The organism is Streptomyces sp. UG1, from assembly GCF_049974585.1.
GTDB lineage: Bacteria > Actinomycetota > Actinomycetes > Streptomycetales > Streptomycetaceae > Streptomyces.
The window spans coordinates 187,955-210,661 of the sequence record NZ_JBNGGG010000012.1 but is presented as its reverse complement, the minus strand read 5'-3'; the positions used below and the strand labels follow the sequence as shown (position 1 = coordinate 210,661).

Sequence of the window (22,707 nt, the reverse complement as noted above, 5' to 3'; positions counted from 1 at the left end):
GCCGCCACTGCCCGAGGATCCGGACGCGTGGCAGGCACCTTCGACGAACTGGTCGCGATGCAGCGGGCGGCGGACCGGGCGCGCAGCGAGGTGGAGGAGCTGCGGGACCGGTACGGACCGCCCACCGGCACCCTGTGGACCGAACTCCAGACCCACACGTACGAGACCGCTTGGCACACCTGGCGCGACCTCGCTCGCGCGGTCCAGAGGGCGATCACCGAGTACGCGAGGGATCAGGGGGCGGCGCGGAGTCAGGTTGAGGCGGATGTGAAGGGGGTGGCTCGGCATCCGGGGGTGGAGGGGTGACGGGTGGCTCGGCTTCGGGGAGGAAGAGTGGGGTCGGGTGCGGGCTGGGCGGTTGGTGGTTGTGTGGTGGCTTATGGGCGTCCGGACGGGTGGTACGTGCCGACCCGCCCGCCCGTACGGCCGAGCAGTGCGCGTCATCGGCGGGTCCGGGCGTGAGAATCGCAGGCGGGGGTGGGGTGTGCCGCCGACGTGTGTGAGGAGCTCCGCCGACGATGAGCAGGTCCCGCGGGTGTTGGAGGACAACGGTGCTCGGTGCGCTCGCCGCGGCGGGCGCGCTGGTCGTGCCGGGGATGTTGGGGATGCCGGGCACTGCGGCGCACGGCGCCCAGGCCGGGCCCGCTCCGGTCGGCGGTGACCTGTGGGCGTACGCGACGATCGAGCCGGGCCGGGAGGGGATCGTCCAGGCCGGCGGCTATGAGGGGGAGCCGCTGGACGCCGGATCGGCGCTGACCTTGACGGCACCGGCGAGGACGCGGGTGACGGGCGTGCCGTTCACCGGGCCCGGGTACCGGGGATCGGTGACGGTGGGCGGGGCCAGCGCGACGTACACCTTCGAGGGCTCCTCCGCGCTGAGGGAGGAACCGTCGGCCGTGTGGAAGGGCCGTACCTTCCCCTTCCGCCTGTCGGTCCCCCCGGACGCCGAACCCGGCACCCGGCTCCCCGACTGCACCCTGGCCCTGACGGACGCGAAGGGCACCGTGCGCCAGCGAGGCACCTGCACCGTGACGGTCGGCCTGCCCGCACCCGTCCTGTCCCACCCGGCCTCGGGCGTCCCGCTCGACGTGCTTCCGGAGATGTCCGGCACGGCCTACCCCGGCGCCCAGGTCACGGTCCGTGACGCCCTGGAGGAAGAGATCTGCGCGACGACGGCGGCCCCCGACGGCGCCTGGTCCTGCGCCCCGGCCCACGCCCTCCCGCCCGGCATGGGCCGCCTCCAGGCGACGGCGACCCTGAACGGCGTCAGCGCGACGAGCGAGCAGATCGACATCATGGTCCTCGAACCGGCGGCGCCGGCCCCGCGGGACACGGTGTCGGCGGGCGGGGGCGGCCGGCTCTGGACGGGCCGACTCCAGGGCTGGCTCTAGTGGGCCGACTCTAGGGCGGCTGCCTCTGAGCGGGCCGATCCCAGGGCTGGCAATGAGCGGGTCGACTCCAGGGCTGGCTCTAGCGGGCCGGTTGTAGGGCTGGCTGTGAGCGGGCTGGCTCGGTGGCTTCGGCAGCCCACAGGTCGGTACTTTCGGCGCCGCACCGGTCAGCGGCTTCGGCATCGCACCGTTCGGTACTTTCGGCGCCACACCGGTCGGTAGCTTCGGTGCCGCACCAGTCGGCGGCCTCAGCGCCGCACCAGGCCACGGCCTCAGCGCTGCACCGGTCGGCCGCTTCAGTAGCGGACCGCCCGTGCCACCTCCGCCTCCACGTCCCCACTCAGGTCGCGGGTGCTGCGTGCGGTGCCCTTCCCGGTCTCACCCGCCGCCACGTCCGAGACGGTCACCACGGTCGCGTCGAGGAGATTGCCGTTCTCGTCCTTGAAGTTGCCGCCGCACGGCCGTCGGAGTCGGTCGTGGGGTCGCCAAGGCTCACCGCGTCCTTGGCGTCGATGCCGCCCTTGATGTCGTCTAGCTGCCGCCCCGCCTCCGCCGTCGCCGATGCGAAGGCCGACGCCGCCTTGCTGGCCGCCGAGGAGACCGCGGACGGGGTGTCCTCGTCCGCGCAGGAGGTCAGGGCCGGGGCGACGGCCGTGGCACTCCAAACGGGGGCGAGGGCGATGACCGGGCATGCCGTACTCCAAGGGGTGCGTTTCCGTCTCTTCAGTGAAGATCGGCGCCGCCGACCCCGCACTCCGGACGTCACCCGATCGACACTGTCCTTTCCTGCCGTGCAACGGCGGCCATGGTTGTCCCAGATGCGATAGTCGGCGGCTAGCCGTGCCCCAAGCCGCCCCCGCCGAAGGATCCGCTCTTGCCGGGCAGCCAGCGCCTGCGGTGCTGGTCCTCGCTGCGTTTGCTGCCCGCGTGGTGCAGCTCGTGCGGCAGGAGGCGTTCTCTGCCCTTCGAGTGCGGCACCTCGTCGGGCTCCCGCAGTTCCCGTTCCTCGTGAACCGCACCGGTGTCGGGGAGGTGCGGCTGCTCGTCGACCGTGGGCCGTGGCAGTTCCCGGTCACGGACCCGCATGCCGAACTGCACCGCCCAGATCAGCGCGCCGGCGATGACCATTCCACCCACAAAGGCGGCGATCACGTTGAGTACATCGCTCGACGTGGCCGCTAGTTCAAACGTCGCGGTACTCATAGTCCTAATTATCGCCGAAACGGACGAATAAGCTCCTGTGGGAACGGACGGTTCCGCAGCCCCAAGGGTCTACGCGCGTTCCGTCGCCGCCGCCCCGGTGCCGCCGCCGCCCTCCTCCCTCAGCTCCGTGAACAGCGTGAGCTGAAGCGCGCCGGGTGCCTCCAGGCGGGCGTTGAGGGAGTTCCACGGTGTGCGGGTGGGCTCGGCCAGGACTCCGGCGCCGGCCGCCGCCAGCCTCGCCGTGGCCGCCGTGGAGTCGTCCACCTGGAAGGCGACCCGGACATGACCCGCCACCCGTCGGCCGACCTCCACCTCGTCGATGAACTCCGCGTGGTTCGGGTCAGTCAGCTCCAGCGTGGCCCGGCCCGCCTCGAGGATGGTGACCCGGCCGTCGGGCGAGGAGAACGCGGCGCGCTCGGGGAGGCCGAGCACATCCCGGTAGAAGCGCAGCGCCTCGTCGTAGTCGTCCGCCGTGACCACCAGGCGGAGCTCGTGTACGGGGGTGGGGGCGGTGTCGGGGGTGCGGGGTTCGGCGGGTGCCGGTGCGTCGGACATGGTCGATTCCTCTTCGTGGTCAGGTGGACGTGAGGGGTGAACCCGGGTGTCCGGGGCCCTGATTCCCGTCGATTCCCGTCGATTCCCGTCGTGCCCGGGCACTCCGCCTCGGCCGTTCGGTGGAGCCGACCCTCGGACGTCTTCTTCAACCTGCCCTGACCACAGCCTGGTCCGAGACCACCGCCCGGCCCGAAACCTCCGTATGCGGCGACAGCGACCAAAGACGCATCGCGAGCGACGATCGGCCGACGCGCTCGGTGGCGCCGCCGCTCGACCATGGACGCACGCATCCGGCTGACGGGAGGAGCGGGAACATGGCGGACCTGCGGGTCGGGGCGGTCGTGTCGGTGATGGTGGTGGTGGCGCTGTCCGTGTCCGGCGGGCCCTGGGCTGCCGGGCAGACCGTCGCGAAGCACACGAAGAACGGTAAGAACACGAAGGACACGAAGGACGCGAAGCAGTTGTACGTCGCGCCCTGGGGGGGGGACGACAGGTGGCCGGGCACTTTCGAGCATCCGTTCGCGACGCCGGGCCGTGCCCAGCGGGCGGTGCGGGACCGGACGGGTGGGATGAGTTCGGACCTCGTGGTGAACCTGCGTGGCGGGACGTACCGGCTGACGGCCCCGCTGCGGATGTCGGAGGCGGCCGGTGACTCGGGCCGGGGCGGTCACCGGGTGGTCTGGCGGGCTTACGGCTATGGCACGGCGCGGCAGGAACCGGTCACCCTCAGCGGCGGCCGGAGCGTCGGGGGATGGCGGCCCGACCCGCAGCGGCGGGGCGTGTGGCGGGCGGACGTCGGTGCGCTCGACACCCGTCAGCTCTACGTCGAGGGGAAGCGGGCCACCCGCGCGAGCCTCGGCGACGGCATCCCCGGCAGGCTGAAGGTGACCGGCACCGGCCTCACCACCACGAGCGCCGTCCTCCGTACCTGGCGGGCGCCGCGTGACATGGAGCTGCGGTTCCGGTTCGACTACCTGGAGGGCCGCTGCGGCATCGCGGGCATCTCGCGCGGCCCGCGCGGCGGATCGACGATCACCATGGACCAGCCATGCTGGCGGATGGCCCACGAGCTGTACGGGCCCGAGTTGCTGGGGCTGTCGTCCGATGTCGAGAACTCGCCCGACTTCCTGGGGAGGGAGGGGAGTTGGTATCTTGACCGGTCCCGGCCGGGGCACCACCGGCTGCTGTACCGGCCGAGGCCCGGCGAGGACATGCGGCGCGCGGACGTGACGGCGCCGGTGCTCCAGACGCTGGTCGCCGGGTCCGGCAGCGCGGGGCGGCCGGTGCACGACATCGCCTTCCAAGGGCTGGCGTTCGCACACGCCGGGTGGCTGGCGCCCAGTGAGCCGGCCGGGTTCGCGGCGGCGTGGAGCATGTATCTGCGGCCGGGGAAGGGTGCGGAGAGCAGGCTGCTCACCGTGCCGGGGAACGTCGCCTTCCGCACCGCCGAACGCATCACCTTCCAGGGCAACCGGTTCATCCATCTGGGCGCTCAGGGGCTGGAGTTGTCCGCAGGCAGCAGGCACAACACGGTCGACGGCAATCTCTTCACCGACATCTCCGACGGTGGGGTGGTTCTCGGCGTCCTCCCGCCCCGCACCAGGGGCACGGACCGCGGCAACCGCGTCACCAACAACCGGATCCACCACACCGGGGCCGACTACCACGCCTCCTCCGGCATCTGGGACGGCGGCAGCCGCGAGACGACCATCGCCCACAATCAGGTCGACCACGTGCCCTACACCGGCATCCTCTCCGGCCCCGCCGACGACCCGGGCGGGCTGATGAGCGGCAACCGCGTCATCGGCAACCGGGTCTTCGCCACCAACCCGCTCCTGCCCGACGGCGGCGGCATCTATCTGCGCGGCGAGCAGGGCACGTCGTACGCGGACGGCGCGGTCGTCAGCGGCAACGTGGTCACCGACAGCGCCTACGGCGACTGGAACGTCGGCATCTACACCGACGACAGCAGCAGGTGGATCACCGTGCGCGACAACGCCGTGCACGGCTACCGGGCCTCGATCGGCGGGTGCAGTGAGGACTGGGGCGACCGGCCCGTGCGGAACGTCCGCTTCCGCGGCAACTTCTGGGACGACACCGTCCCCGACTGGCTGCCCCGCCGGGACTACCCGGGCGGCTGGCCGCCCGCCCCGGACTGCGGCGATCCCAAGGACCTGGAGTTCAAGGGCAACACCCTGCTGCGGCCCGCCGGCCCCGCCGAGGACTGCGCGTCCCGCCCCGCCTGCGCGGCGATCGTGGACCGGGCCGGGCCGCAATTAATCGCGCGCACGCCTGGCTGGGAGTGAAATTCAGGGAACTCCGTAATAGATTACTCATGAGGGAAAGAAGGTGAAGAACATGCTGAGGTACACGGCCCCCACAGTCGTCCGACTAGGACGGATCGAGGACCTCACCGGCCAGTTGCGCCGCGGTGTTCCTGACCTCCTCGGCCACGGCAACATCCTGTGACAGACCGGCAGTTCGGCCCCTCACCTGCTGAGATCGGTGCACGGGGAGGGGCCGTCACGTCCGACGGTTATTTGTCGCTTCAATGGTTGACCCGGCGATTTGTTTTCACCGGTCCCCCCGTATTCAGTCCATCACTGGAATGCGTCCAGAGAATTGTCGACGCCACCTCCTCCGCGCAATCCGCCGCACAATTCGAAATGCTCGCGCGCATGCTCGGATCGCTCCCGCCGGAGTTCTCCGGATGCGTCGCCACCCCGCAGCGGATCCTGATATTCCGCGGCCTGTGCAGCCCCGACCAGATCTTCCACCGCCGGAGCGGCAGACACCTGTCCTGGTCCACCGACCCCAGGGACCTCCTGCACGGCCGCCTCCCGGACTTCGACGGCGAGACGCTCTGGCGCAGCTGCCGGGGCGAGGACGTCCTCCTCTACCCGGACCTCGGACCGCTGCCGCGCCCCGGCCAGTTCGTCGTCCTCGGCCTCCACTCCACCCGCACCTGGACCTACGACCGCGCGAGCCCGCTCGAGCTGCGCCGCCGCACCCCCCTGCGCGAGTACGCCCGCCTCACCTACGACCTCCTGCGCGAGGAGACCCGCCGCTGGGCCGACGCCGGCCGCGTCGGCATCCTCCTGTCCGGCGGCGTCGACTCGGCCACCGTCCTCGCGGCGCTCACCGAGCACGGCGCGGACGTCACGGCGTACCACATGGGCACCGACGACCCTTCGGCCGACGAGTCCGGATACGCCCGCCAGGTGTGCCGGCACCTCGACGTGCCCCTGGTCACCGTCGCGCGCGTCACGGACGACGAGGACTACTTCGCCACGGCCCGCGATCTGCCCCACCCCTTCAACCACGTCTGGCTGCGCACCCTGGAGCGCCTCGCCGACCGCATCGCGGCCGACGGGGTGCGGGTGGTCGTGTCCGGCCTGGAGGGGGACATGCTCTTCGGGCCGCTGCGCTACGGGCTGTACGACATCCTCGCCGGGGACGTGCCGGCGCGCGAGAAGGCGTGGATGCTGCGCGGCCTGCTCGCCACCCGCTGGGAGCTGAGCCGGCTGCTGCGCAGCGCCCGGCCGTCGTACTCCCTCTACGCGGACCCCGAGGCGCTCGCCGAGACGGAACTCGGCAGCGACTTCCTCGTCCCACACCCGGACGCCGCCCCCGAGGCGTACGACACCGACTTCGCGCCCCAGGAGCACACCCTGAACCTGGCCCTGTGGCGGCCCCGCGGCATCCACCTCGCCAAACCGCTCGGCGCCCGGCCGCTGCGCCGCCTCGCGGCCCGGCTGCCCGACGCCTACCACCTCATCCCGCACGCTGGGCGCACCATCGACAAACCGGTGCTGCGGCTGGCCGCCGCGCACCGGCTGCCCCCGGACGTGTGGCGGCACTACGGCAGGACCTGGCTCGGCTCCCCCGACGAGACCTGGTGCCTGCGCCACCCCGACGCCCTCGCCCGCGTCCTCGGCGCCCCCGACGCGAGGCTGACCGCCCTGGGCGTCGTCGACCCGCAGCGGCTCGCCGAAGTGCTCGCCGACCCGCGGGCGCTGCGCCGCAACGCCGAGAACCTGATCTGCTCCGCCATGGTCGAGCTCTTCCTGCGCGACCTGGAAGACAATCTGGCAGCACGACGTCGGCCGACCGGTGCGGCCGACGACCGGAGGTGACCGTCATGCCGCTGCTCCGCCTCACCGACCAGACCGTTTTCGACCCCGCCGACGGCAGCGGACTGCTCCTGGACGGCACGGAAGGCACGTACTACGAGCTGAACCCCGTGGCCACGCTCATGCTCCAGGCCGCGCTCGAGTACGACAGCACCGACGAGGCCGTACGCCACCTCGGCGAGCGCATCGACGCCACCGACACGGTGCTGCGGGAGGGCCTGAGCAGCCTGACCGGCACGCTCACCGAGTCCCACCTCGCCGAACCGGCGCCACGAGCGACATGAAGAGCCCCACCGCCGACTGGGAGTTCCTCCTCTGGGACCCCGGCCCGGCGCCGCCCCGTCCGCCCCGGCGGGCCCGGCTGCTCGCCGCCGCCCGCACCGTCCGGGCCGCCCGGCTGCTCAGGCGGCGCGGCTGGCCCGAGGCCCAGCGCCACCTGCGTGCCCTGCGGCCCACGGTGCGCCGGCAGACCGAACAGGCGCAGGCGATCGGCCTCGCCCGCCGCGAGGTGCCGGCCTGCCTGACCGCCCTGCGGCTGGCCGACCCCGAGGCGCTGTGCCTGGCCCGCTCCTACGCCCTCGCCGTGCACCTCACCACGCTTGGCCTGCCCGTCGAGGTCGTCGTCGCCCGGCAGCGCTCGTCGATCGGCGGGCGCTTCGCGTGCCACGCCTGGGCGGAGCTGCACGGGGAGGTCCTCGCGGACATCCCCGGGGTGCGCACCGGGTTCACGGTGCTGCAGCGGTTCGGTTCCGAGCACGTACGGGGGCGGGAGGACGTACGGAGCGTACGGGGCGTCGTATGACCGGGGCGGCCGGCGAGGGCGCACCGGTGAACCGGACGGCGGTGGGTCGTGCCCCACCGCCGTCCCGGGGCGTCAGCCCTTGCCGAGGAGCTTGTTCATCTCCTTGATCTCGGCGGTCTGGGCGGTGATGACGGCGTCGGCGAGCTGGGTCGCCGGGCCGTACCGGCCCTTGTCCTTCTCGGTGGTGGCCATCTGCACGGCGCCTTCGTGGTGCTCGACCATCATGGTCAGGAACATGGTGTCGAAGCCCTTGCCGGACGCCTTCATCAGTTCGGCCATGTCCTTGGTGTCCATCATCCCGGGCATGCCGGCGCCGCCGGAGTGACCGCCGCCGTGGTCCATGCCGGGCATGGCCGAGGGCACGTCCTCACCCCAGGTCTTCAGCCACTCCGACATGGTCCGGATCTCCGGGTCCTGGGCCTTCTCGATACGGGATGCCAGGTCCTTGACCTCGGCCGAGGAAGCCTGCGTCGCGGCCATCTTCGCCATCTGCACGGCCTGCTGGTGGTGCGGGATCATGCCCTGCGCGAAGGCGACGTCCTGGTCGTTGTGCGCGCCGGCGGCGTCGGCGCCGGCGCTCGCGGAGGACGAGGCGGACGCGTCGGCCGCGGTGTCCCCGCCGCTGTCGCCGCCGCACGCGGCGAGGACGAAGGCGGCGGCGGTGGCCGTCGCGGCCAGGACGGCGCGACGGACGAGGGTACGGGTACTGCTCATGCTGAGAACTCCTGCGGTGTACGTGAGCTGCCGCGCCCTCGGCAGGGCGTGGCACGGACATGACTGAGTGCCGTACGCCCCGGTGGTGAGGGGGGACGGCCCGGCCTTGTCCTACGTCCGCAGGATCTGGAGTTCGGCGAGTGAGGGTGGCCCGCGCCCGCCGTCGGGCGCGAGGGCCGGGGTGGGGTGGTGGTCGAGGCCGCCCGAGACAGCGCCTGCGGCCGGATCGAGCGCCGGGGCCGGCAGTACGGGCCCCGCACCGACGGCACCGGAGGCGCAGGTCGGGTCGGCGTGCTGGGCGTGTCCGCCGTCCGTGGTGCCGCCGTGGCAGACGGATTCGTCGCTCGCGACCGGCGCATGGGCGCTCATGGCCCGCGCGTGGGTGTGCGGGGAGTCGTGCGAGGCGCCGGCGACCGCGTTCACGGACCCGAGCGCGTGCATCCCGAACAGCCCCGCGAGCAGCCCGAGCAGCAGAAGCATGCGCCACGGCCCCGGAACGGGGAGCTGTGGCGCACGGCGGTGCTGTGCACGGGCTGTCACGCCCTCATCGTACGTATGCGAGTCCGAACCGACTCACGCGATGCGCCTTTGCCATCTCTTTACAACCCGCTCCACCCCTGCCTCGTCTCTCCGCTCGACCCGTCACAGCAGCCCGCCGCGTACGCATACGGCCGTACCGGCGGCCCGACGAAAGAGAGCACGTCCATGCGCCGGACCATCCTCAGCGCCCTGGCCCTGACCTGCACCGCCCTCCTGGCAGGCGCCTCCCCCGCCCTCGCCGACTCGACGTCCCCGACCCCGGTCCCCAGCCCGACCAGCGACCAGTCGGCCGCTCCGACCCCGTCCGCCGCACCGGCCGAGCCCACCTCCTCCGCCTCCACGGCACCGACGCCCGTCCCGACCCAGGCACCTGACGGCGGCCAGGTCTCCGTCGTACCGTCCGGCGCCCCCGACACCGGAGTGACCGCCTCGAACTCCGGGACCGAGCCGGGCGCCCTGATCGGCGGGGGAGCGGCCGCGCTGCTGCTCGCGGGCGGCGCGACGGCGTTCGTCGTACGGCGTCGGCGGGCGAACGGGGCATGACGGCGCTCACCAGGCGCGCGTTCGCCGCAGGGGCGATGGCGTCGCTGCTGGTGGGGTGCGGCGGCAAGGGCGAGGAGACGCCCCCGGCCGCAGGCGCCGACACCCGCCGGACGAGAGGAAGGGAGGACGACCCCTCCTCCTCGTCGTCATCATCCGCGAACTCGGCACGCGCACTGGGCCGTTCCACACCCGTCCGCCTCCGGATCCCGGCGATCGACGTCGACACCCCGCTCATCCGCCTCGGCCTGGCGGCGGACGGCACGGTCCAGGTGCCACCCATCACGGCCGACGACCGGGCGGGCTGGTACCGGCACTCGCCGACGCCGGGCCAGGTGGGCCCGTCGGTGATCCTGGGCCATGTCACGGTGGGCGAGTACGGCGACGGCGTGTTCCGCCGCCTCAACGAACTGCGGCGGGGTGACCGGATCGTGGCGCGCAGGGAGGACGGCACGTCGGCGGAGTTCGCGGTGAGCGCCGTACGGACGGTGGCCAAGGCGGACTTCCCGGCGCAGGAGGTCTACGGGGACGTAAAGCGCCCGGAGTTGCGCCTGATCACGTGCGGGGGCCCGCGCACGGGAGACGAGTACCGGGACAACGTGATCGCGTTCGCGACGTTGACGTCCTGACCGATGCCGCCGTCTCAACTACCGACCACGAATACCGTGCAGGTTCCTCACGACCATGGAGAGCGTTGAAACGGTCCCGCGACACGGCAGCGTCCGAGCTGTTCGCCGCCCTGTATCCACGCCTGGCCGGCTGGTGCCGCCGTCTCGTCGACGACGACGAGACGGCGCACGAGATCGCGTCGGAGGCCTTCACCAGGCTGTGGGCCCGCTGGAGCCGGGTCGAGGAACCGCGCGGCTTCCTCTACGTCACGGCGGCGAACCTCGTGCGCGACCACTGGCGCAAGCTGGAGCGCGAACGCAAGGCGATGCGCCGGGCGACGACGGAGGCCGCGATGAACGCCCACACGGAACAGTCGGACCCGTCGGTCCGCCTCCTGGTCCAGTCCCTCCCCGAACGCCTGCGCATCCCCATCCTCCTCCACTACTACGCCGACATGCCGATCCGGGAGGTGTCCGTGCTGACCGGACGCAAGGAAGGGACCGTCAAGGCCGACCTCCACGCGGCCCGCGAACTGCTCCGCGTCCACCTGAGGAGAAGCCTTGACCACACGCTTTGACGAAGGCGACCTCAACGGCCCGGAGTTCGCCCCCGACGACCCCCTGGCGGTCATCCTCCGCCCACCCACGGACCACCTCGCCCCGCCCCCCGGCCACTACGAGACACTCCGCCGCAAGGCGTCACGCCGACGGCTGGTACGTACGGCGACGGGATTGGCCGCGACCTGCGCGGCGGCCCTCCTGCTCGCGCTCCCCTTCACGACGGACCACTCGAACACGCCGGCGCCCCCGCTGGCACCGCCCACCCCGCCCCCGACCCAGCCTTCGAATCCCGCGCCCACTCCGACTCCCACTCCCACCCCCACCCCCACTCCTTCGACACTCACGCCCCGAACATCACCGCCCCAAGAAGCGACGCCGGTACCCACAAGGGACCCCGGGCCGACGGGGCCGGCGACAACGACCGTTACGGCGGTTCCCACGCCGGGGATCAGCGCGCCGTGAACTGGAACCGGTCGGTTGCAGGACATCCGGTCGTGCCAACGGATTTCTGTGGCCCACCGCCTGGATGCCGCACCAGTGCGGGCTGGAGCCCGTCTTGTAGCGGACCGAGATCTTGTCCGAGGCCGCCGGACTTACGCCTTCGTAGTTGTCCTGGGACGGATCCTCCCTGCCAGCGGGGCTGAGCCCGATGCCGGTTGCGGGGGTGGTGGCGCGGCGGTCGGAGCAGCCGCCGCCGTCGTGGGTGACGGGCTGGATGGTTTCGGTTCTGGCTTCGGCTTCGGCTTGGGTTTCGGTCCTTACGGCGTTCGGTGAGAGCTGGCCATGTGTCAGTGGTCGCCGTGCGCCGAAAGGTTGCCGGGGGAGAAAAAATCCCTCGCGGGTTCGGCACGCCCGGCGTTACGCTCGTGCGCGATGACGACTCACTCTGCTGACAGATTGGGGGTCCCGTCCGCGCAAGGTGAGTGCTGATGGGCACTATTTTCGCGAACGGGGATTCCCGGCTCTCCGAGCTTTCCTTCTGGCCGCGCGTGCGCGAGTTCGCCGTGCCGGCCGCCATGATCGAGACCGCGACCGCTCGTCGGGTCGCCGGGGACTGGGCGGGGGCGTGTGCCGCCGCCGGGGTCGATGTCGATCTCAATCTGCGGTCACTGGCGCGGGATCACGGGCGTGAAGTCGCCGGCCGGGTGCGCGACGACCTTCGGTGTCTCGCTCCAGATCTGCTGCGCTGGCACATGCCTAGGATCGCTCCCGACGGGTTACTGCGTCCTGGCCTGACCCTCGCCCTCGCTCGGTACGGCGGCGTCGGGCGTGGGCACGGGCGCGGGCAGCCGCTGTATCTCGTGGTGCGGACTCCGCCCGCCTGGGCGGACGCCGGGCAGCGGATCAGCCTTGCGGTGTGGGGTGGCGGGCGGCGTGTGGCTGCCGCCGCACCTGCGGCTCGTGGGCACCCTCATCCGCGGCCCCATCGGCGGTTCCGGCTCGATCTGCACCGGCATCTGTGGGATGCGGAGAGGGCCGGTGAGCTGCGGGTGCGGGCCGGGTGCGGGCTCTGCGCCGATGACCTGCCCGGCCTGCCTGGGCTGACCTCGTCGTACGGGCCTCGCTGTGCCGTTGACCGGTGGGGCGACGAGGCGCGGCTGCTGCTTCGTGCCGAAGGGCGTTCCTCCGGGAGTGTCGTCGTGCGGTTGGAGGGGCGGCGGCGGGTTCTGCTGGACGTGGACGTGGACGTCGGCAGGCGTGACGTACGGATCGTGGAGTCCGTCGACCGGCCGGCCTCCGCTCTGCCCCTGCTCCCCGACGCCGCCACCTGGGTGCTGCCCGACCTGGAGTTGCTGCGGGCCGGTGCGGTCGACGTCGGCCGGCTGCATCCGCTGGTCGCCTCCGCGCTCGTACCGGAGCGTTCCGCGCCGACGCAGCGCCCGTCCGCGGATCCGGCCGGGGTGCCCCGGGTCGTCGAGTGCCGGGGTGCCCGGCATCGGATCGCGCTGGTCGGCGGCGTACTGGCGCCGCTCGACCATGACCCCGAGGAGATCCGGCGCGAGGAACTCCTCGCCGCTCTGACCGGCACCCCGCTGCCCTGCCTCCAGGCCATCGACGACGCCCACCGGCATCCCGAATGCCTGCCCGACGTGCGCGAACGGCTCTCGCACGGCGACTTCGCCGGTGCGCTGGCCGTCGTCGAAGGGCTGCTCGGACCGGACGCGGTGCTGCGTGCCGGGGCGCTGCGGGACGAGCTGGAGGCGGCCGCGCGGCGGCGTATCACCTACGGGCTCTTCCGGGCCGGGCTGATCGGGCCCGGGCCGGGGAGTGTCCGGTACGACGGGCCGGGCGATCGCGGTCGGCCGTCCGGTGCCGGTCGCGGCCGTGGCAGCCGTCGTTCCGCCTACAACCCCGCGCGCCCACGTCACGCGACCACTTCCTGATCCGCACCCAGCGGTCCCGGCGCTCTTCCCTCCCCTGCCCCACCCTCACACAACCCCAAGGTGATCCCACATGCCCACACCCGCCCGCCCCGCCACCCGACTCGCCACCCAACTCGATGTAGCCGCCGACCTGTTGACCCTCCTCCGCGACACCACCACCGAACCCCGCCCCGACCCCCAACTCGAGGCCCTCACCCTCGCCGTCGCCGCCGATCTGCCCGTCCTGCTGTGGGGTGAGCCGGGGATCGGCAAGACCGCCTCGCTCACGCAGCTCGCCGCCGCGCTGGACCTTCCCCTGACCACCGTGATCGCCAGCGTTCATGAACCGTCCGACTTCTCGGGGCTGCCCGTCGTGGGGGACGACCCCGCCGAGCAGGGGGTGCCGATGGCTCCGCCCGACTGGGCCGTGCGGCTGGTGAAGGCCGGGCGCGGGCTGCTGTTCCTGGACGAACTGTCGACCGCGCCGCCCGCCGTGCAGGCCGCGCTGTTGCGGGTGGTGCTGGAGCGGAGGATCGGGGCGCTGCGGCTGCCGGCGGGGGTGCGGATCGTGGCCGCCGCCAATCCGCGCTCCTCGGCGGCCGACGGCTGGGAGCTGAGCGCGCCGCTGGCCAACCGGTTCGTGCATCTGCAGTGGGCCCACGACCACGAGGTCGTCGTCCGCGGACTCGCCGGGACCTGGCCCCGGGCGACCCTGCCGCGGCTCGACCCGGAACGACTGCCGCAGGCCGTGGAGTTCGCGCGGCGTGCGGTGGGCGGGCTGCTGTCGGGGCGGCCGGGCCTTGTGCACCGGCTGCCGAGCGGGGAGGCGCGGCGGGGCGGGCCCTGGCCGTCGCCGCGGAGCTGGGAGATGACGCAGTGCCTGGTGGCTTTCGCCACTGCGGCGGGGGCTTCGCGGGATGTGCTGTCGTTGCTGGTCAGGGGGACGGTCGGGGACGGGCCGGGGCTGGAGCTGCTGGCCTGCGTGGACCGGATGGATCTGCCGGATCCCGAGGTGCTGCTCGCCGATCCGGCGGGGGCCGGGCTGCCCGAGCGGGGGGATCTGCGGCAGGCCGCGCTGGAGGGTGTGGTGGAGGCGGTGCGGGCGCGTCCGGACAAGGGGCGCTGGGACGCGGCCTGGGCCTTGCTGGTACGGGCCTTGGAGACCGGCGCGCCCGATCTGGTCGTCGTACCGGCGAGCACGCTTGCCTCGCTGCGGGAGGCGGACTGGGACGTTCCGGCGTCGATCGAGCGGCTCGCCGGGGTCGTGTCGCTGTCGCGGCGGGCGGATCAGGCGGCGGCCACCGCGAGGGCGGGGGTGGGCGGCCGGTGAACGTCGAGCGTGACGGGATCGTCCTCGACCGCGACAAGCTGTTCTCCGCCCGTCTGCACGCCGCCCGCGTGCGTCCCTATCTGGCGACCGCCCTGTTCGCCCTGCATGTCGTGGAGTCGCGGCGGGTGCCGACCATGGCCGTCGACCGGCACTGGCGGTGCTATGTGTCGCCGGTGTTCGTCGAGCGGACGCCGGTGGAGGAGCTGGCCGGGGTGTGGGTGCACGAGGTGTCGCATCTGCTGCGCGACCATCACGAGCGCAGCGACCGGGTGGCGCGGGAGCGCGGGCTGACCGGGCCGGGGGAGCGGCTGCGGATGAACATCGCCGCGGACTGCGAGATCAACGACGATGTGTACGGGGACGGGCTGGTGCGGCCCGCGGGGGCCGTCGTACCGCAGACCCTGCTGCTGAACGACGGCGAGCTGATGGAGGACTATCTGCGGCAGTTCCGGCTGGGGCCGCGGATGCAGGAGCTGGCCTGGCTGGACTGCGGAAGCGGGGCCGACGGCCTGGAGCGCGAGTGGGATCTCGGGCCGGACGGCGCCCACGGGCTGAGCGCTCAGGAACGGGACGCCGTACGGTTCCGGGTCGCGCAGGGCATCACCGGGCGGCCGGGGGACGCCCCGGACGGGTGGCGGCGGTGGGCCGAGGAGGTGTTCCACCCGCCGCAGCCGTGGCGGGAGTTGCTGGGGGCGGCGGTGCGCTCGGCCGTGTCCGGTCCGGGGGTGGGCGAGGACTATACGTACGGCCGTCTCTCGCGCCGTTCGGCCTCCGTGCCCGGCGCCGTCCTGCCGAGCCTGCGGCGCCGGCCGCCGCACGTCTGTGTCGTGATCGACACCTCCGGCTCGGTCAGCGACGCCGAGCTGGGCAGCGCGCTGCTGGAGGTCGCCGCGATCTCCAGGGCCGTGGGCGGGCGCCGTGACCTAGTGAGCGTGGTGTCGTGCGACGCGGCGGCCGGGGGTGTGCACCGGGTGTGCGCTGCCGAGGGAATCGAGCTGGTCGGGGGCGGCGGTACGGATCTGCGCGCGGGTTTCGACCGGGCGCTGCGGACGCGGCCACGGCCCGATGTCGTCGTCGCCCTGACGGACGGGCAGACACCGTGGCCCGGCTCCCGGCCGCCGTGCGCGACGGTAGTGGGGCTGTTTCCCCGCTTTCCCCGGTCTTCGCGCTCGTCCCGGCGGGCGGGCGGCCGCTCGTGGGACGAGGACGGCGCCGAGTACGTACCGGACGCGCCGCCGGCCTGGGCGCGGGTGGTGGAGATCGGGGCGGGGGCAGGGGGCCGGGCCTGACGCCGCGGCCCCCGAGGCGGCGCGGCCCCCCGAGGCGGGCGGTCCCCCGAGGGCGGCGACGGGCTCAGTCGCCGGACGACGGCTCCCGGCGCGGCACCTGGGACGACATCGCCGCCTGGGCCTCCGCCTTGGCGTCGCTCACCGCGGCGGCGGCCTGCTTCTCGGCCTCGTCGGCAGCGGCCTGCGCGGCGTCGAGCGAGACCGACGAGCCCGCGCCCAGCTCCGGAGTCCGGCTCTCGGGCGGTGTCTCCTCGGCGGTGGCCGCCTCCGCGGGTTGCGCCGGTGCGGGAGCACCCGCCGCCGTCTGGTCACCGAACGCGCTGGTGACCGTCCGGACCGCCTCGGTCAGCTCACCCGGGATCACCCAGAACGTGTTGTTGTCGCTGCTCGCCAGGTGCGGAAGCGTCTCGAGGTACTTGTAGGCCAGGACCTTCGGGTCGGCGTTGTTGCGATGGACGGCCTGGAAGACCAGCTCCACCGCCTTGGCCTCGCCGTCCGCCCGCAGGATCATGGCCTGCTGCGTGCCCTGTGCCTCCAGGATGTCCTTCTGCTTCGTGCCCTCCGCGGTGAGGATCTTCGCCTGCCGCTCCCCTTCGGCGTGCAGGATGGCCGCGCGCTTGTCCCGCTCGGCGCGCATCTGCTTCTCCATCGCCTCCTTGATGGTGTGCGGCGGATCGATGGCCTTGATCTCGACGCGGTTGACCCGGATGCCCCACTTGCCGGTGGCGTCGTCGAGGACGGCGCGCAGCCGGGAGTTGATCTCCTCACGCGAGGTGAGCGTCTCCTCCAGGTCCATGGAGCCGATGACGTTGCGCAGCGTGGTCACCGTGAGCTGGTCGATCGCCTGGAGGTAGTCGGCGACCTCGTACGCCGCTGCCCGCGGGTCGGTGATCTGGTAGTAGAGCACGGTGTCGATGTTCACCACGAGGTTGTCCTCGGTGATCACCGGCCTGGGGTCGGACGAGTAGACCTGCTCGCGCACGTCGAGTTTGGTGTTGATGCGGTCCGCGACCGGCAGGACCAGGTTCAGGCCGGGCTGGAGCGTGCGGCGGTACCGGCCGAACCGCTCGATGTTGTAGCGGCGCGCCTGCGGGACGATCCGCACCGTGGAGGCCACGAGGAAGACGACGACGAGGACCGCCACAAGGGCGAGGATGCCAACTGGATCCACAGTGCCTCCGTTGCTAGCGGGGATGGACGATCATGGCAGAAGCTCGCGGGGATAGACGATGGCCGTGGCGCCCTCGATCTCCATCACGTCCACCAGCGCCCCCACCGGTATCACCAGGCTCTCGTCGAAGGCGCGGGCGGACCACTCCTCGCCGGAGAGCTTGATCAGGCCGTGGGTCGCGGTGACCTCCTGCATGACCTCGGCCCGCCTGCCGACCAGGGCATCACTGCCCTCGCGCGTGACCGGCTGCTGTTCCATGTGCCGCATCGCGATGGGACGGACGACGAGAAGACCGGCAGCCGCCGCCACTCCGAGGGCCACGAGCTGGCCGAGAACGCCGACGCCCACTCCCGCGACCACGGCGGCGACCACCGCGGCGCCCGCCAGCAACCCGAAGACCAGTGTCAGTGTGAAGAACTCCGCGGCACCCAGCACCCCGGCGATGAGCAGCCATACGAACCACGCCATCGGATCGCCCTCCCTCAGGGGCCTTCTTCCCCCAAGTTACCTCCCGGAAAGCCGGGCAGACAGACGCGGGAGCCGTGCTTCACGATCGTTGCGCGGCTCGCCCTGGTCCGAGCACGGCCCCGGCCTCAGAGCGCCGCGTCCTCCTGCGCCCCGTACGGCTGCAACGGCAGCGCGGTCGTGACCTCGAAGCCGCCCTCGGGGCGGGGGCCCGCGCTCAGCTCGCCGCCGATCGACTGGGCGCGCTCGCGCATGCCCATGACGCCGTAGCCGCGGCACCCCACCGTCCCGGGAGCGGGGGCGCGGGTGGCGGCGGGGCCGTCGTCGGTGACCGTGATCAGCAGTTGGGAGCCGGAGTAGACGAGCCGTACGCACGCGGCCTCCGCGGTGGCGTGCTTGGTGACGTTGGTGAGCGCCTCCTGCACGATGCGGAACGCGGTCAGGTCCACGCCCGGCGACAGCGGCCGCGGCTCCCCCTCGGTGGTGACCTCGACGGTGACCCCGGCGGACGCGCACGACGCGACCAGCTCGGGCAGGCGGGCGAGGCCGGGCGAGGGCTCCAGCGGGGCGGAGTCCGCGTCGCCGCTGCGCCGCAGCAGCCCCAGCGTGGCCTTCAGCTCGCGCAGCGCGGAGGACGTCGTGCCGTTCAGGTCGGTGAGGATCCGCTGCGTCTGCTCCGGGTTGGTGAGCGCCAGGTGGGCGGCCGTACCGGCCTGGGCGTTGGCCAGGGCCAGGTGATGGGCGACGACGTCGTGCAGCTCACGGGCGATGCGCATGCGCTCCTCGGTGACCCGCCGCCGCGCCTCCTCCTCCCGGGTGCGCTCGGCGTGCTCGGCGCGGGCCTGCATCGAACTCAGGTAGGCCCGCCGCAACTGGGTCATCTTGCCGGCGGCCAGCGGCAGCAGCAGCCAGAAGAACGGGCCGATCGTCCTGAGCAGCAGCGACACATGCTCCATGGAGTCGGAGATCGCCGCCGCGATGGTCACCACCACCATGGTGGTGATGCCGTAGACGCGGGTGGTCCTGCGGTCGCTGACGGTGGCCAGCCAGTACAGCGCCGCCATGACGGGGGCCAGCAGCAGCGGGGTGAGCAGGTACCCCAGCCCGATCACGACCACGGTGCAGGCCGCGTTCACGACGAGGGCGAGGCGCGGGTGGCTGCGGTGCTTCAGCAGGGCGAGGCAGGCCACGCCCATGAGGGCGACGGCGGTCCCGTCCTGGTCCGGCGGGTCGGCGCCGGGCAGGGTGAGCATGCTGCCGAGGGTCGCGCAGCCCATCAGCGGTATGACGAGCGCCAAATCGACGAGGAAGGGGTGACGGCCCGCGAACTCGTCGAGCCGGTCCGCGTAGCGCCGCTCCGGGCTGGTGCTCATCGTGCTCTCCGGTCGGTGGGCTGGGTCCATGGTGGACGCCTCCGGGTACGGACGGCCGACGGGACCGCCCGTGTCCTTCGTCACGGGCGGTCCCTGTGGGGAGTGGGCCGGGAGGATCAGGTGCGCGCCGGTTCCGCCGGTTCCAGCTCGGCCGGGACGGAGTCGGGTGTCTCGGGCCGCCGGCTGAGCGCCTCACCCTCCACGTCCACCCGCGGCAGGATCCGGTCCAGCCACTTCGGCAGCCACCAGGCCTTGTCGCCGAGCAGCGCGAGCACGGCCGGCACGATCGCCATCCGTACGACGAAGGCGTCGAGCAGCACGGCGGAGGCGAGCCCGAACCCGATCATCTTGATCATGGAGTCGCTCTCTCCGATGAACCCGGCGAACACCGCGATCATGATCAGCGCGGCGGCCACGACCACGCGGGCGCTGTGCCGGAACCCGGAGACCACCGCCTGCGCGGGCCGCTCCCCGTGGACGTACGCCTCTCGCATCCGCGAGACGAGGAAGACCTCGTAGTCCATGGCGAGCCCGAAGACGATGCCCACCAGGAAGATCGGCATCAGGCTCATGATCGGCCCGGTCTGCTCCACGCCCAGCAGTTCCGCGCCGTGCCCCTCCTGGAAGACCACGACGACGGCGCCCAGGGAGGCCAGCACCGACAGCAGGAAGCCGAGGGCCGCCTTGAGCGGCACGAGCAGCGACCGGAAGACGACCAGCAGCAGCACGACCGCGAGCCCGACCACGACGATCAGATACGGCACCAGCGCGGCCTGCACCTTGTCGGAGATGTCGATGTTCAGGGCGGTGGTGCCAGTGACCTCGAAGGTCGCCCCGGTCTCGGCCTCGATCCCGTCCCGCTCGCCCCGGATGACGGTCACCAGGTCCTTGGTCTTCTCGTCGGTCGGCGCGGTGGACGGCACGACGGAGAAGACGGCCGTGTCACCGGCGTCGTTGAAGCGGGCCGGGGAGACGGACACGACCCCCTCAGTGGCCTCGATCTCCTCGGAGATTGTCGTGACCGCACCCTTGGGATCCGCGTCACCCCTGGCGTCCACGACCACGCTCAACGGCCCGTTGAAACCCGGCCCGAAGGCGTCGGCGAGCGCGTCGTAGGCCCGCCGCTCGGTGGTGGACGTCGACTTCGCCTCGTCACCCGGCATGCCGAGCTGCAGCCCGGTCATCGGCACGGCGAGCGCCCCGAGCCCCAGGACGCCGAGGAGCAGCACGGGCAGCGGCCGCCGCAGCACGAACCGCGCCCATCGGGTGCCCCCATTGTCCCCACCGCTCCCCTCTATACGGTCTATACGGCCGATACGGTCCATACGGTCCATACGGCCGCTCTTGCGGGCCCGCCGCGCGAGCACGGCGTTGGGCCAGAAGCCGAGGAAGGCGGGAACCAGCGTGAGCGCGACGAACACGGCGACGACGACAGCACCCGCGGCGGCCAGCCCCATCTTGGTGAGCATCGGGATGCCGACGACCGACAGCCCGGCGAGCGCGATGACGACCGTGAGCCCGGCGAACACGACCGCCGACCCGGCCGTACCGACGGCCATTCCGGTCGCCTCCTGCGGCGTACGCCCCTTGGCGCGCTCCTCTCGATAGCGCGAGACGACGAACAGCGCGTAGTCGATGCCGACGGCCAGGCCCAGCATCATCGCGAGGGTGCCGGTGGTGGTGGACAGCCCGAGCGCGGAGGACAGGGCGAGGATCGTGGCCATGCTGACGCCGACGCCGATGACGGCGGTCAGCAGCGGCAGCCCCGCGGCGGCGAGGGAGCCGAAGGTGACGAGCAGGACGACGGCGGCGATCGCGACGCCGATCACCTCGGCGGCCCCGCCCGGTCCGCCGTCCTCGGACATCGCGCTCCCGCCGGCCTCGACGGTCAGCCCGGAGTCCCGGGCCCCGTCGATGGTCCGCTCGAGCTGGGCCCTGCTGGCGTCGGTGAGGTCACTGGCGCCGACCTTGTACGTAACGGTCGAGTACGCCGTCGTACCGTCCGCGCTCACCGCCTTCGCCCGGAACGGATCGACGACGGACGCCACCTGCGAACCGTCCCCCAGCTCGGCCACGGCTGCCTCGACGGCCTTCTTGTTCTCTGCGGCGGTCACCTTCTGACCGCCCGGCGCGACGAACACGACCCGCGCGGTCGCGCCGTCGGCCGTCGCACCCGGGAAGCGCTCCTCCAGCAGGTCGAACGCCTTCTGCGACTCGATGCCCGGCATGGAGAACTGCTCGTCGGAGGCTCCCGGGGCCTTCAGGGCACCCAGCCCGACGGCGGCCAGCACGGCCGCCCAGACCAGGGCGACGTACCAGCGTCGCCGGAAGGCCAGACGGCCCACTCGATACAGGAAAGTAGCCACGGCAGGGGGTCTCCACATCTGGGACTCGAAGGTGTGCCCAGGCTCTCGGGGACGGGGGTGCCGTGTCGTCGTGCGGCTGCCGACAATCGCCGGTACTGAGAATGCAGTAGGGAGGGGGTGGGGGGTCGGCCGTGGGGACTACGGGACCACGGGAGCAGCGGGCGGGGTCACCGCTGCGCGGCCTTGACCGGGTGGCGGCGGGTCGGCACTGTGGGAGCGCTCCCGTGATCACGTCTGAACCACCACTTTTTCTGCCCCTCCGCCGAAAGCGTGCCCCATGCAGAGCCGGACCAAGCGCCACCTGTCTCCCGCGGACCTCGACGCCCTGCTCCGCGATTCCGCAGGCATCGGATGCCGTCTGGAGTCCGAGCTGACCGACGGCTGGTTCAACACGGCCTACTGCGTCCGCCTCGACGACGGCCGCCCCGCCGTCGTGAAGCTCGCCCCGCCGCCGGACGCCGAGGTCCTGCGCTACGAGCGCGGCATCCTCGCGACGGAGGCCACGGTCTACCGCCGTATCGCGAAACTACCGACCGCAGACGTCCCGACCCCCGAACTCCTCCACGCCGACGAGGAGTTCCTCGCGATCTCCGTCCTGGAGGGCACCCCGTGGGACAAGGCAGCCGACCGCCTGCCGCCGTCCACCACAAGGGAACTGCGCCGCCAACTGGGCGCCGCCGTAGCCCATCTGCACACCCTGTCCGCCGAGGACGGCCGCTTCGGCTACCCGGCCGCCGAGTCCGCGCTGTCCGCCCCGGACTGGCGGACGGCCTTCACCGCCATGGTCGACGCGCTCCTCGACGACGCCGCCCGCTGGCAGTCACCGCTGGACGCGACGCCGGGCGACATCCGGACCCTGGTGGCCGAGGGCGGATATGCCCTGGACGAGGTCAAGGAGCCCCGGCTGGTCCACTTCGACCTGTGGCCGGGCAACATCTTCATCGACGAGACGGAGGCGCCGGAGAGTACGAGCGGTCGAGGCGGACCCCGCATCACCGGACTCATCGACCACGAGCGAGCCTTCTGGGGCGACCCCGCCGCCGAACTGGTCTCCCTGGCCGTGGGCGGCGACACCAGCCCGGACAGCGACCTCGTCGCGGGTTACACCGGGGCCGGCGGCACCCTGGACTTCACCAGCCCTGCTTTCCAGCACCGACTGGCCCTGTACCACCTCTACTTGGGCCTCATCCTCGTGGTGGAGTGCGGCCCGCGTGGCTATGGCGGGGAGCATCTTGCGTACTGCCGCCGGGTCTTGGCGGACAGCTTGGGTCGGGTGCGGGGGCTGGGGTAGGCGCCCGTAGGC

21 protein-coding genes are annotated in these 22,707 nt (G+C 72.5%); 13 read left to right on the top strand and 8 right to left on the bottom strand.

Annotation, left to right across the window (positions count from 1 at the left end):
• Positions 1–27: 27 nt before the first annotated feature.
• Together ACP4J3_RS16135 and ACP4J3_RS16130 are read left to right on the top strand one after the other, a co-directional pair.
• On the top strand, positions 28–306 hold the full coding sequence (locus tag ACP4J3_RS16135) for a hypothetical protein (protein WP_426534779.1): 279 nt from the start codon (positions 28–30) through the stop codon (positions 304–306).
• Positions 307–518: 212 nt separating this feature from the next.
• Positions 519–1,391, top strand: a complete 873-nt coding sequence (locus ACP4J3_RS16130) for a carboxypeptidase regulatory-like domain-containing protein (RefSeq protein ID WP_426534777.1) — start codon at positions 519–521, stop codon at positions 1,389–1,391.
• A gap of 834 nt (positions 1,392–2,225) precedes the next feature.
• Here the strand turns inward: ACP4J3_RS16130 and ACP4J3_RS16125 are convergent.
• Together ACP4J3_RS16125 and ACP4J3_RS16120 are read right to left on the bottom strand one after the other, a co-directional pair.
• A complete protein-coding gene (locus ACP4J3_RS16125) occupies positions 2,226–2,594 on the bottom strand; it encodes a DUF6479 family protein (protein WP_426534775.1) in 369 nt (122 codons plus the stop codon).
• Between the two features lie 69 nt (positions 2,595–2,663).
• A complete protein-coding gene (locus ACP4J3_RS16120) occupies positions 2,664–3,149 on the bottom strand; it encodes a VOC family protein (RefSeq protein ID WP_426534773.1) in 486 nt (161 codons plus the stop codon).
• A gap of 314 nt (positions 3,150–3,463) precedes the next feature.
• Here ACP4J3_RS16120 and ACP4J3_RS16115 point away from each other — a divergent pair, with 314 nt between their 5' ends.
• The 4 genes from ACP4J3_RS16115 to ACP4J3_RS16100 all read left to right on the top strand — a co-directional run bounded on the left by ACP4J3_RS16115 (position 3,464) and on the right by ACP4J3_RS16100 (position 8,084).
• On the top strand, positions 3,464–5,455 hold the full coding sequence (locus ACP4J3_RS16115) for a right-handed parallel beta-helix repeat-containing protein (RefSeq protein ID WP_426534771.1): 1,992 nt from the start codon (positions 3,464–3,466) through the stop codon (positions 5,453–5,455).
• 372 nt (positions 5,456–5,827) lie between these two features.
• Positions 5,828–7,285, top strand: a complete 1,458-nt coding sequence (locus ACP4J3_RS16110; protein ID WP_426534769.1) for an asparagine synthase-related protein — start codon at positions 5,828–5,830, stop codon at positions 7,283–7,285.
• 5 nt (positions 7,286–7,290) lie between these two features.
• Positions 7,291–7,566 carry a PqqD family peptide modification chaperone gene (locus tag ACP4J3_RS16105; RefSeq protein WP_426534767.1) on the top strand — a complete coding sequence of 92 codons (276 nt, stop codon included), beginning with the start codon at positions 7,291–7,293 and terminating at the stop codon, positions 7,564–7,566.
• Complete coding sequence (locus tag ACP4J3_RS16100; protein WP_426534765.1) at positions 7,563–8,084, top strand: lasso peptide biosynthesis B2 protein; 522 nt, start codon at positions 7,563–7,565, stop codon at positions 8,082–8,084. The genes ACP4J3_RS16105 and ACP4J3_RS16100 overlap by 4 nt, the downstream gene beginning before the upstream one ends.
• Before the next feature lie 72 nt (positions 8,085–8,156).
• Here the strand turns inward: ACP4J3_RS16100 and ACP4J3_RS16095 are convergent, their stop codons facing one another.
• Positions 8,157–8,798: a DUF305 domain-containing protein gene (locus tag ACP4J3_RS16095; RefSeq protein ID WP_426534764.1), complete on the bottom strand. Its 642-nt coding sequence runs from the start codon at positions 8,796–8,798 to the stop codon at positions 8,157–8,159.
• 111 nt (positions 8,799–8,909) lie between these two features.
• On the bottom strand, positions 8,910–9,338 hold the full coding sequence (locus tag ACP4J3_RS16090) for a DUF6153 family protein (protein ID WP_426534762.1): 429 nt from the start codon (positions 9,336–9,338) through the stop codon (positions 8,910–8,912).
• Positions 9,339–9,503: 165 nt separating this feature from the next.
• Between ACP4J3_RS16090 and ACP4J3_RS16085 the strand changes: the two genes are divergently transcribed.
• The 6 genes from ACP4J3_RS16085 to ACP4J3_RS16060 all read left to right on the top strand — a co-directional run bounded on the left by ACP4J3_RS16085 (position 9,504) and on the right by ACP4J3_RS16060 (position 16,029).
• Positions 9,504–9,881 carry a sortase-dependent protein gene (locus ACP4J3_RS16085; RefSeq protein WP_426534760.1) on the top strand — a complete coding sequence of 126 codons (378 nt, stop codon included), beginning with the start codon at positions 9,504–9,506 and terminating at the stop codon, positions 9,879–9,881.
• The gene (locus tag ACP4J3_RS16080) at positions 9,878–10,507 is read left to right on the top strand and encodes a class F sortase (protein WP_426534758.1); all 630 of its coding nucleotides are present in this window, start codon (positions 9,878–9,880) and stop codon (positions 10,505–10,507) included. The genes ACP4J3_RS16085 and ACP4J3_RS16080 overlap by 4 nt, the downstream gene beginning before the upstream one ends.
• A 65-nt stretch (positions 10,508–10,572) precedes the next feature.
• Positions 10,573–11,064 (top strand): RNA polymerase sigma factor, encoded by a 492-nt coding sequence (locus ACP4J3_RS16075; RefSeq protein WP_426534756.1) that lies wholly within the window; start codon positions 10,573–10,575, stop codon positions 11,062–11,064.
• Between the two features lie 912 nt (positions 11,065–11,976).
• A complete protein-coding gene (locus tag ACP4J3_RS16070; RefSeq protein ID WP_426534754.1) occupies positions 11,977–13,431 on the top strand; it encodes a hypothetical protein in 1,455 nt (484 codons plus the stop codon).
• A gap of 70 nt (positions 13,432–13,501) precedes the next feature.
• The gene (locus ACP4J3_RS16065; RefSeq protein ID WP_426534752.1) at positions 13,502–14,740 is read left to right on the top strand and encodes an AAA family ATPase; all 1,239 of its coding nucleotides are present in this window, start codon (positions 13,502–13,504) and stop codon (positions 14,738–14,740) included.
• Positions 14,737–16,029: a DUF2201 family putative metallopeptidase gene (locus ACP4J3_RS16060; RefSeq protein ID WP_426534750.1), complete on the top strand. Its 1,293-nt coding sequence runs from the start codon at positions 14,737–14,739 to the stop codon at positions 16,027–16,029. The genes ACP4J3_RS16065 and ACP4J3_RS16060 overlap by 4 nt, the downstream gene beginning before the upstream one ends.
• Positions 16,030–16,093: 64 nt before the next feature.
• On the opposite strand, the gene ACP4J3_RS16055 is transcribed toward ACP4J3_RS16060, so the two are convergent.
• From ACP4J3_RS16055 to ACP4J3_RS16040, 4 genes are all read right to left on the bottom strand, one after another.
• On the bottom strand, positions 16,094–17,200 hold the full coding sequence (locus ACP4J3_RS16055) for an SPFH domain-containing protein (protein WP_426534748.1): 1,107 nt from the start codon (positions 17,198–17,200) through the stop codon (positions 16,094–16,096).
• A 30-nt stretch (positions 17,201–17,230) separates the two neighbouring features.
• Positions 17,231–17,668, bottom strand: coding sequence for an NfeD family protein (locus tag ACP4J3_RS16050; RefSeq protein WP_426534746.1), 438 nt, complete (start codon positions 17,666–17,668; stop codon positions 17,231–17,233).
• A 125-nt stretch (positions 17,669–17,793) separates the two neighbouring features.
• Positions 17,794–19,038: a sensor histidine kinase gene (locus ACP4J3_RS16045; protein WP_426534744.1), complete on the bottom strand. Its 1,245-nt coding sequence runs from the start codon at positions 19,036–19,038 to the stop codon at positions 17,794–17,796.
• Between the two features lie 116 nt (positions 19,039–19,154).
• Positions 19,155–21,404 (bottom strand): MMPL family transporter, encoded by a 2,250-nt coding sequence (locus ACP4J3_RS16040; protein WP_426534742.1) that lies wholly within the window; start codon positions 21,402–21,404, stop codon positions 19,155–19,157.
• A 277-nt stretch (positions 21,405–21,681) separates the two neighbouring features.
• Here ACP4J3_RS16040 and ACP4J3_RS16035 point away from each other — a divergent pair, with 277 nt between their 5' ends.
• The gene (locus tag ACP4J3_RS16035; protein WP_426534740.1) at positions 21,682–22,695 is read left to right on the top strand and encodes a phosphotransferase family protein; all 1,014 of its coding nucleotides are present in this window, start codon (positions 21,682–21,684) and stop codon (positions 22,693–22,695) included.
• The last annotated feature ends 12 nt before the right edge of the window (positions 22,696–22,707 follow it).

Bases quoted from the DNA above. Each gene is read 5' to 3' on its own strand.
- ACP4J3_RS16130 (WP_426534777.1), top strand. From the start codon at position 519: ATGAGCAGGTCCCGCGGGTGTTGGAGGACAACGGTGCTCGGTGCGCTC.
- ACP4J3_RS16125 (WP_426534775.1), bottom strand. From the start codon at position 2,594: ATGAGTACCGCGACGTTTGAACTAGCGGCCACGTCGAGCGATGTACTC.
- ACP4J3_RS16120 (WP_426534773.1), bottom strand. From the start codon at position 3,149: ATGTCCGACGCACCGGCACCCGCCGAACCCCGCACCCCCGACACCGCC.
- ACP4J3_RS16115 (WP_426534771.1), top strand. From the start codon at position 3,464: ATGGCGGACCTGCGGGTCGGGGCGGTCGTGTCGGTGATGGTGGTGGTG.
- ACP4J3_RS16110 (WP_426534769.1), top strand. From the start codon at position 5,828: ATGCTCGGATCGCTCCCGCCGGAGTTCTCCGGATGCGTCGCCACCCCG.
- ACP4J3_RS16105 (WP_426534767.1), top strand. From the start codon at position 7,291: ATGCCGCTGCTCCGCCTCACCGACCAGACCGTTTTCGACCCCGCCGAC.
- ACP4J3_RS16100 (WP_426534765.1), top strand. From the start codon at position 7,563: ATGAAGAGCCCCACCGCCGACTGGGAGTTCCTCCTCTGGGACCCCGGC.
- ACP4J3_RS16095 (WP_426534764.1), bottom strand. From the start codon at position 8,798: ATGAGCAGTACCCGTACCCTCGTCCGTCGCGCCGTCCTGGCCGCGACG.
- ACP4J3_RS16085 (WP_426534760.1), top strand. From the start codon at position 9,504: ATGCGCCGGACCATCCTCAGCGCCCTGGCCCTGACCTGCACCGCCCTC.
- ACP4J3_RS16080 (WP_426534758.1), top strand. From the start codon at position 9,878: ATGACGGCGCTCACCAGGCGCGCGTTCGCCGCAGGGGCGATGGCGTCG.
- ACP4J3_RS16070 (WP_426534754.1), top strand. From the start codon at position 11,977: ATGGGCACTATTTTCGCGAACGGGGATTCCCGGCTCTCCGAGCTTTCC.
- ACP4J3_RS16065 (WP_426534752.1), top strand. From the start codon at position 13,502: ATGCCCACACCCGCCCGCCCCGCCACCCGACTCGCCACCCAACTCGAT.
- ACP4J3_RS16050 (WP_426534746.1), bottom strand. From the start codon at position 17,668: ATGGCGTGGTTCGTATGGCTGCTCATCGCCGGGGTGCTGGGTGCCGCG.
- ACP4J3_RS16045 (WP_426534744.1), bottom strand. From the start codon at position 19,038: ATGAGCACCAGCCCGGAGCGGCGCTACGCGGACCGGCTCGACGAGTTC.
- ACP4J3_RS16035 (WP_426534740.1), top strand. From the start codon at position 21,682: ATGCAGAGCCGGACCAAGCGCCACCTGTCTCCCGCGGACCTCGACGCC.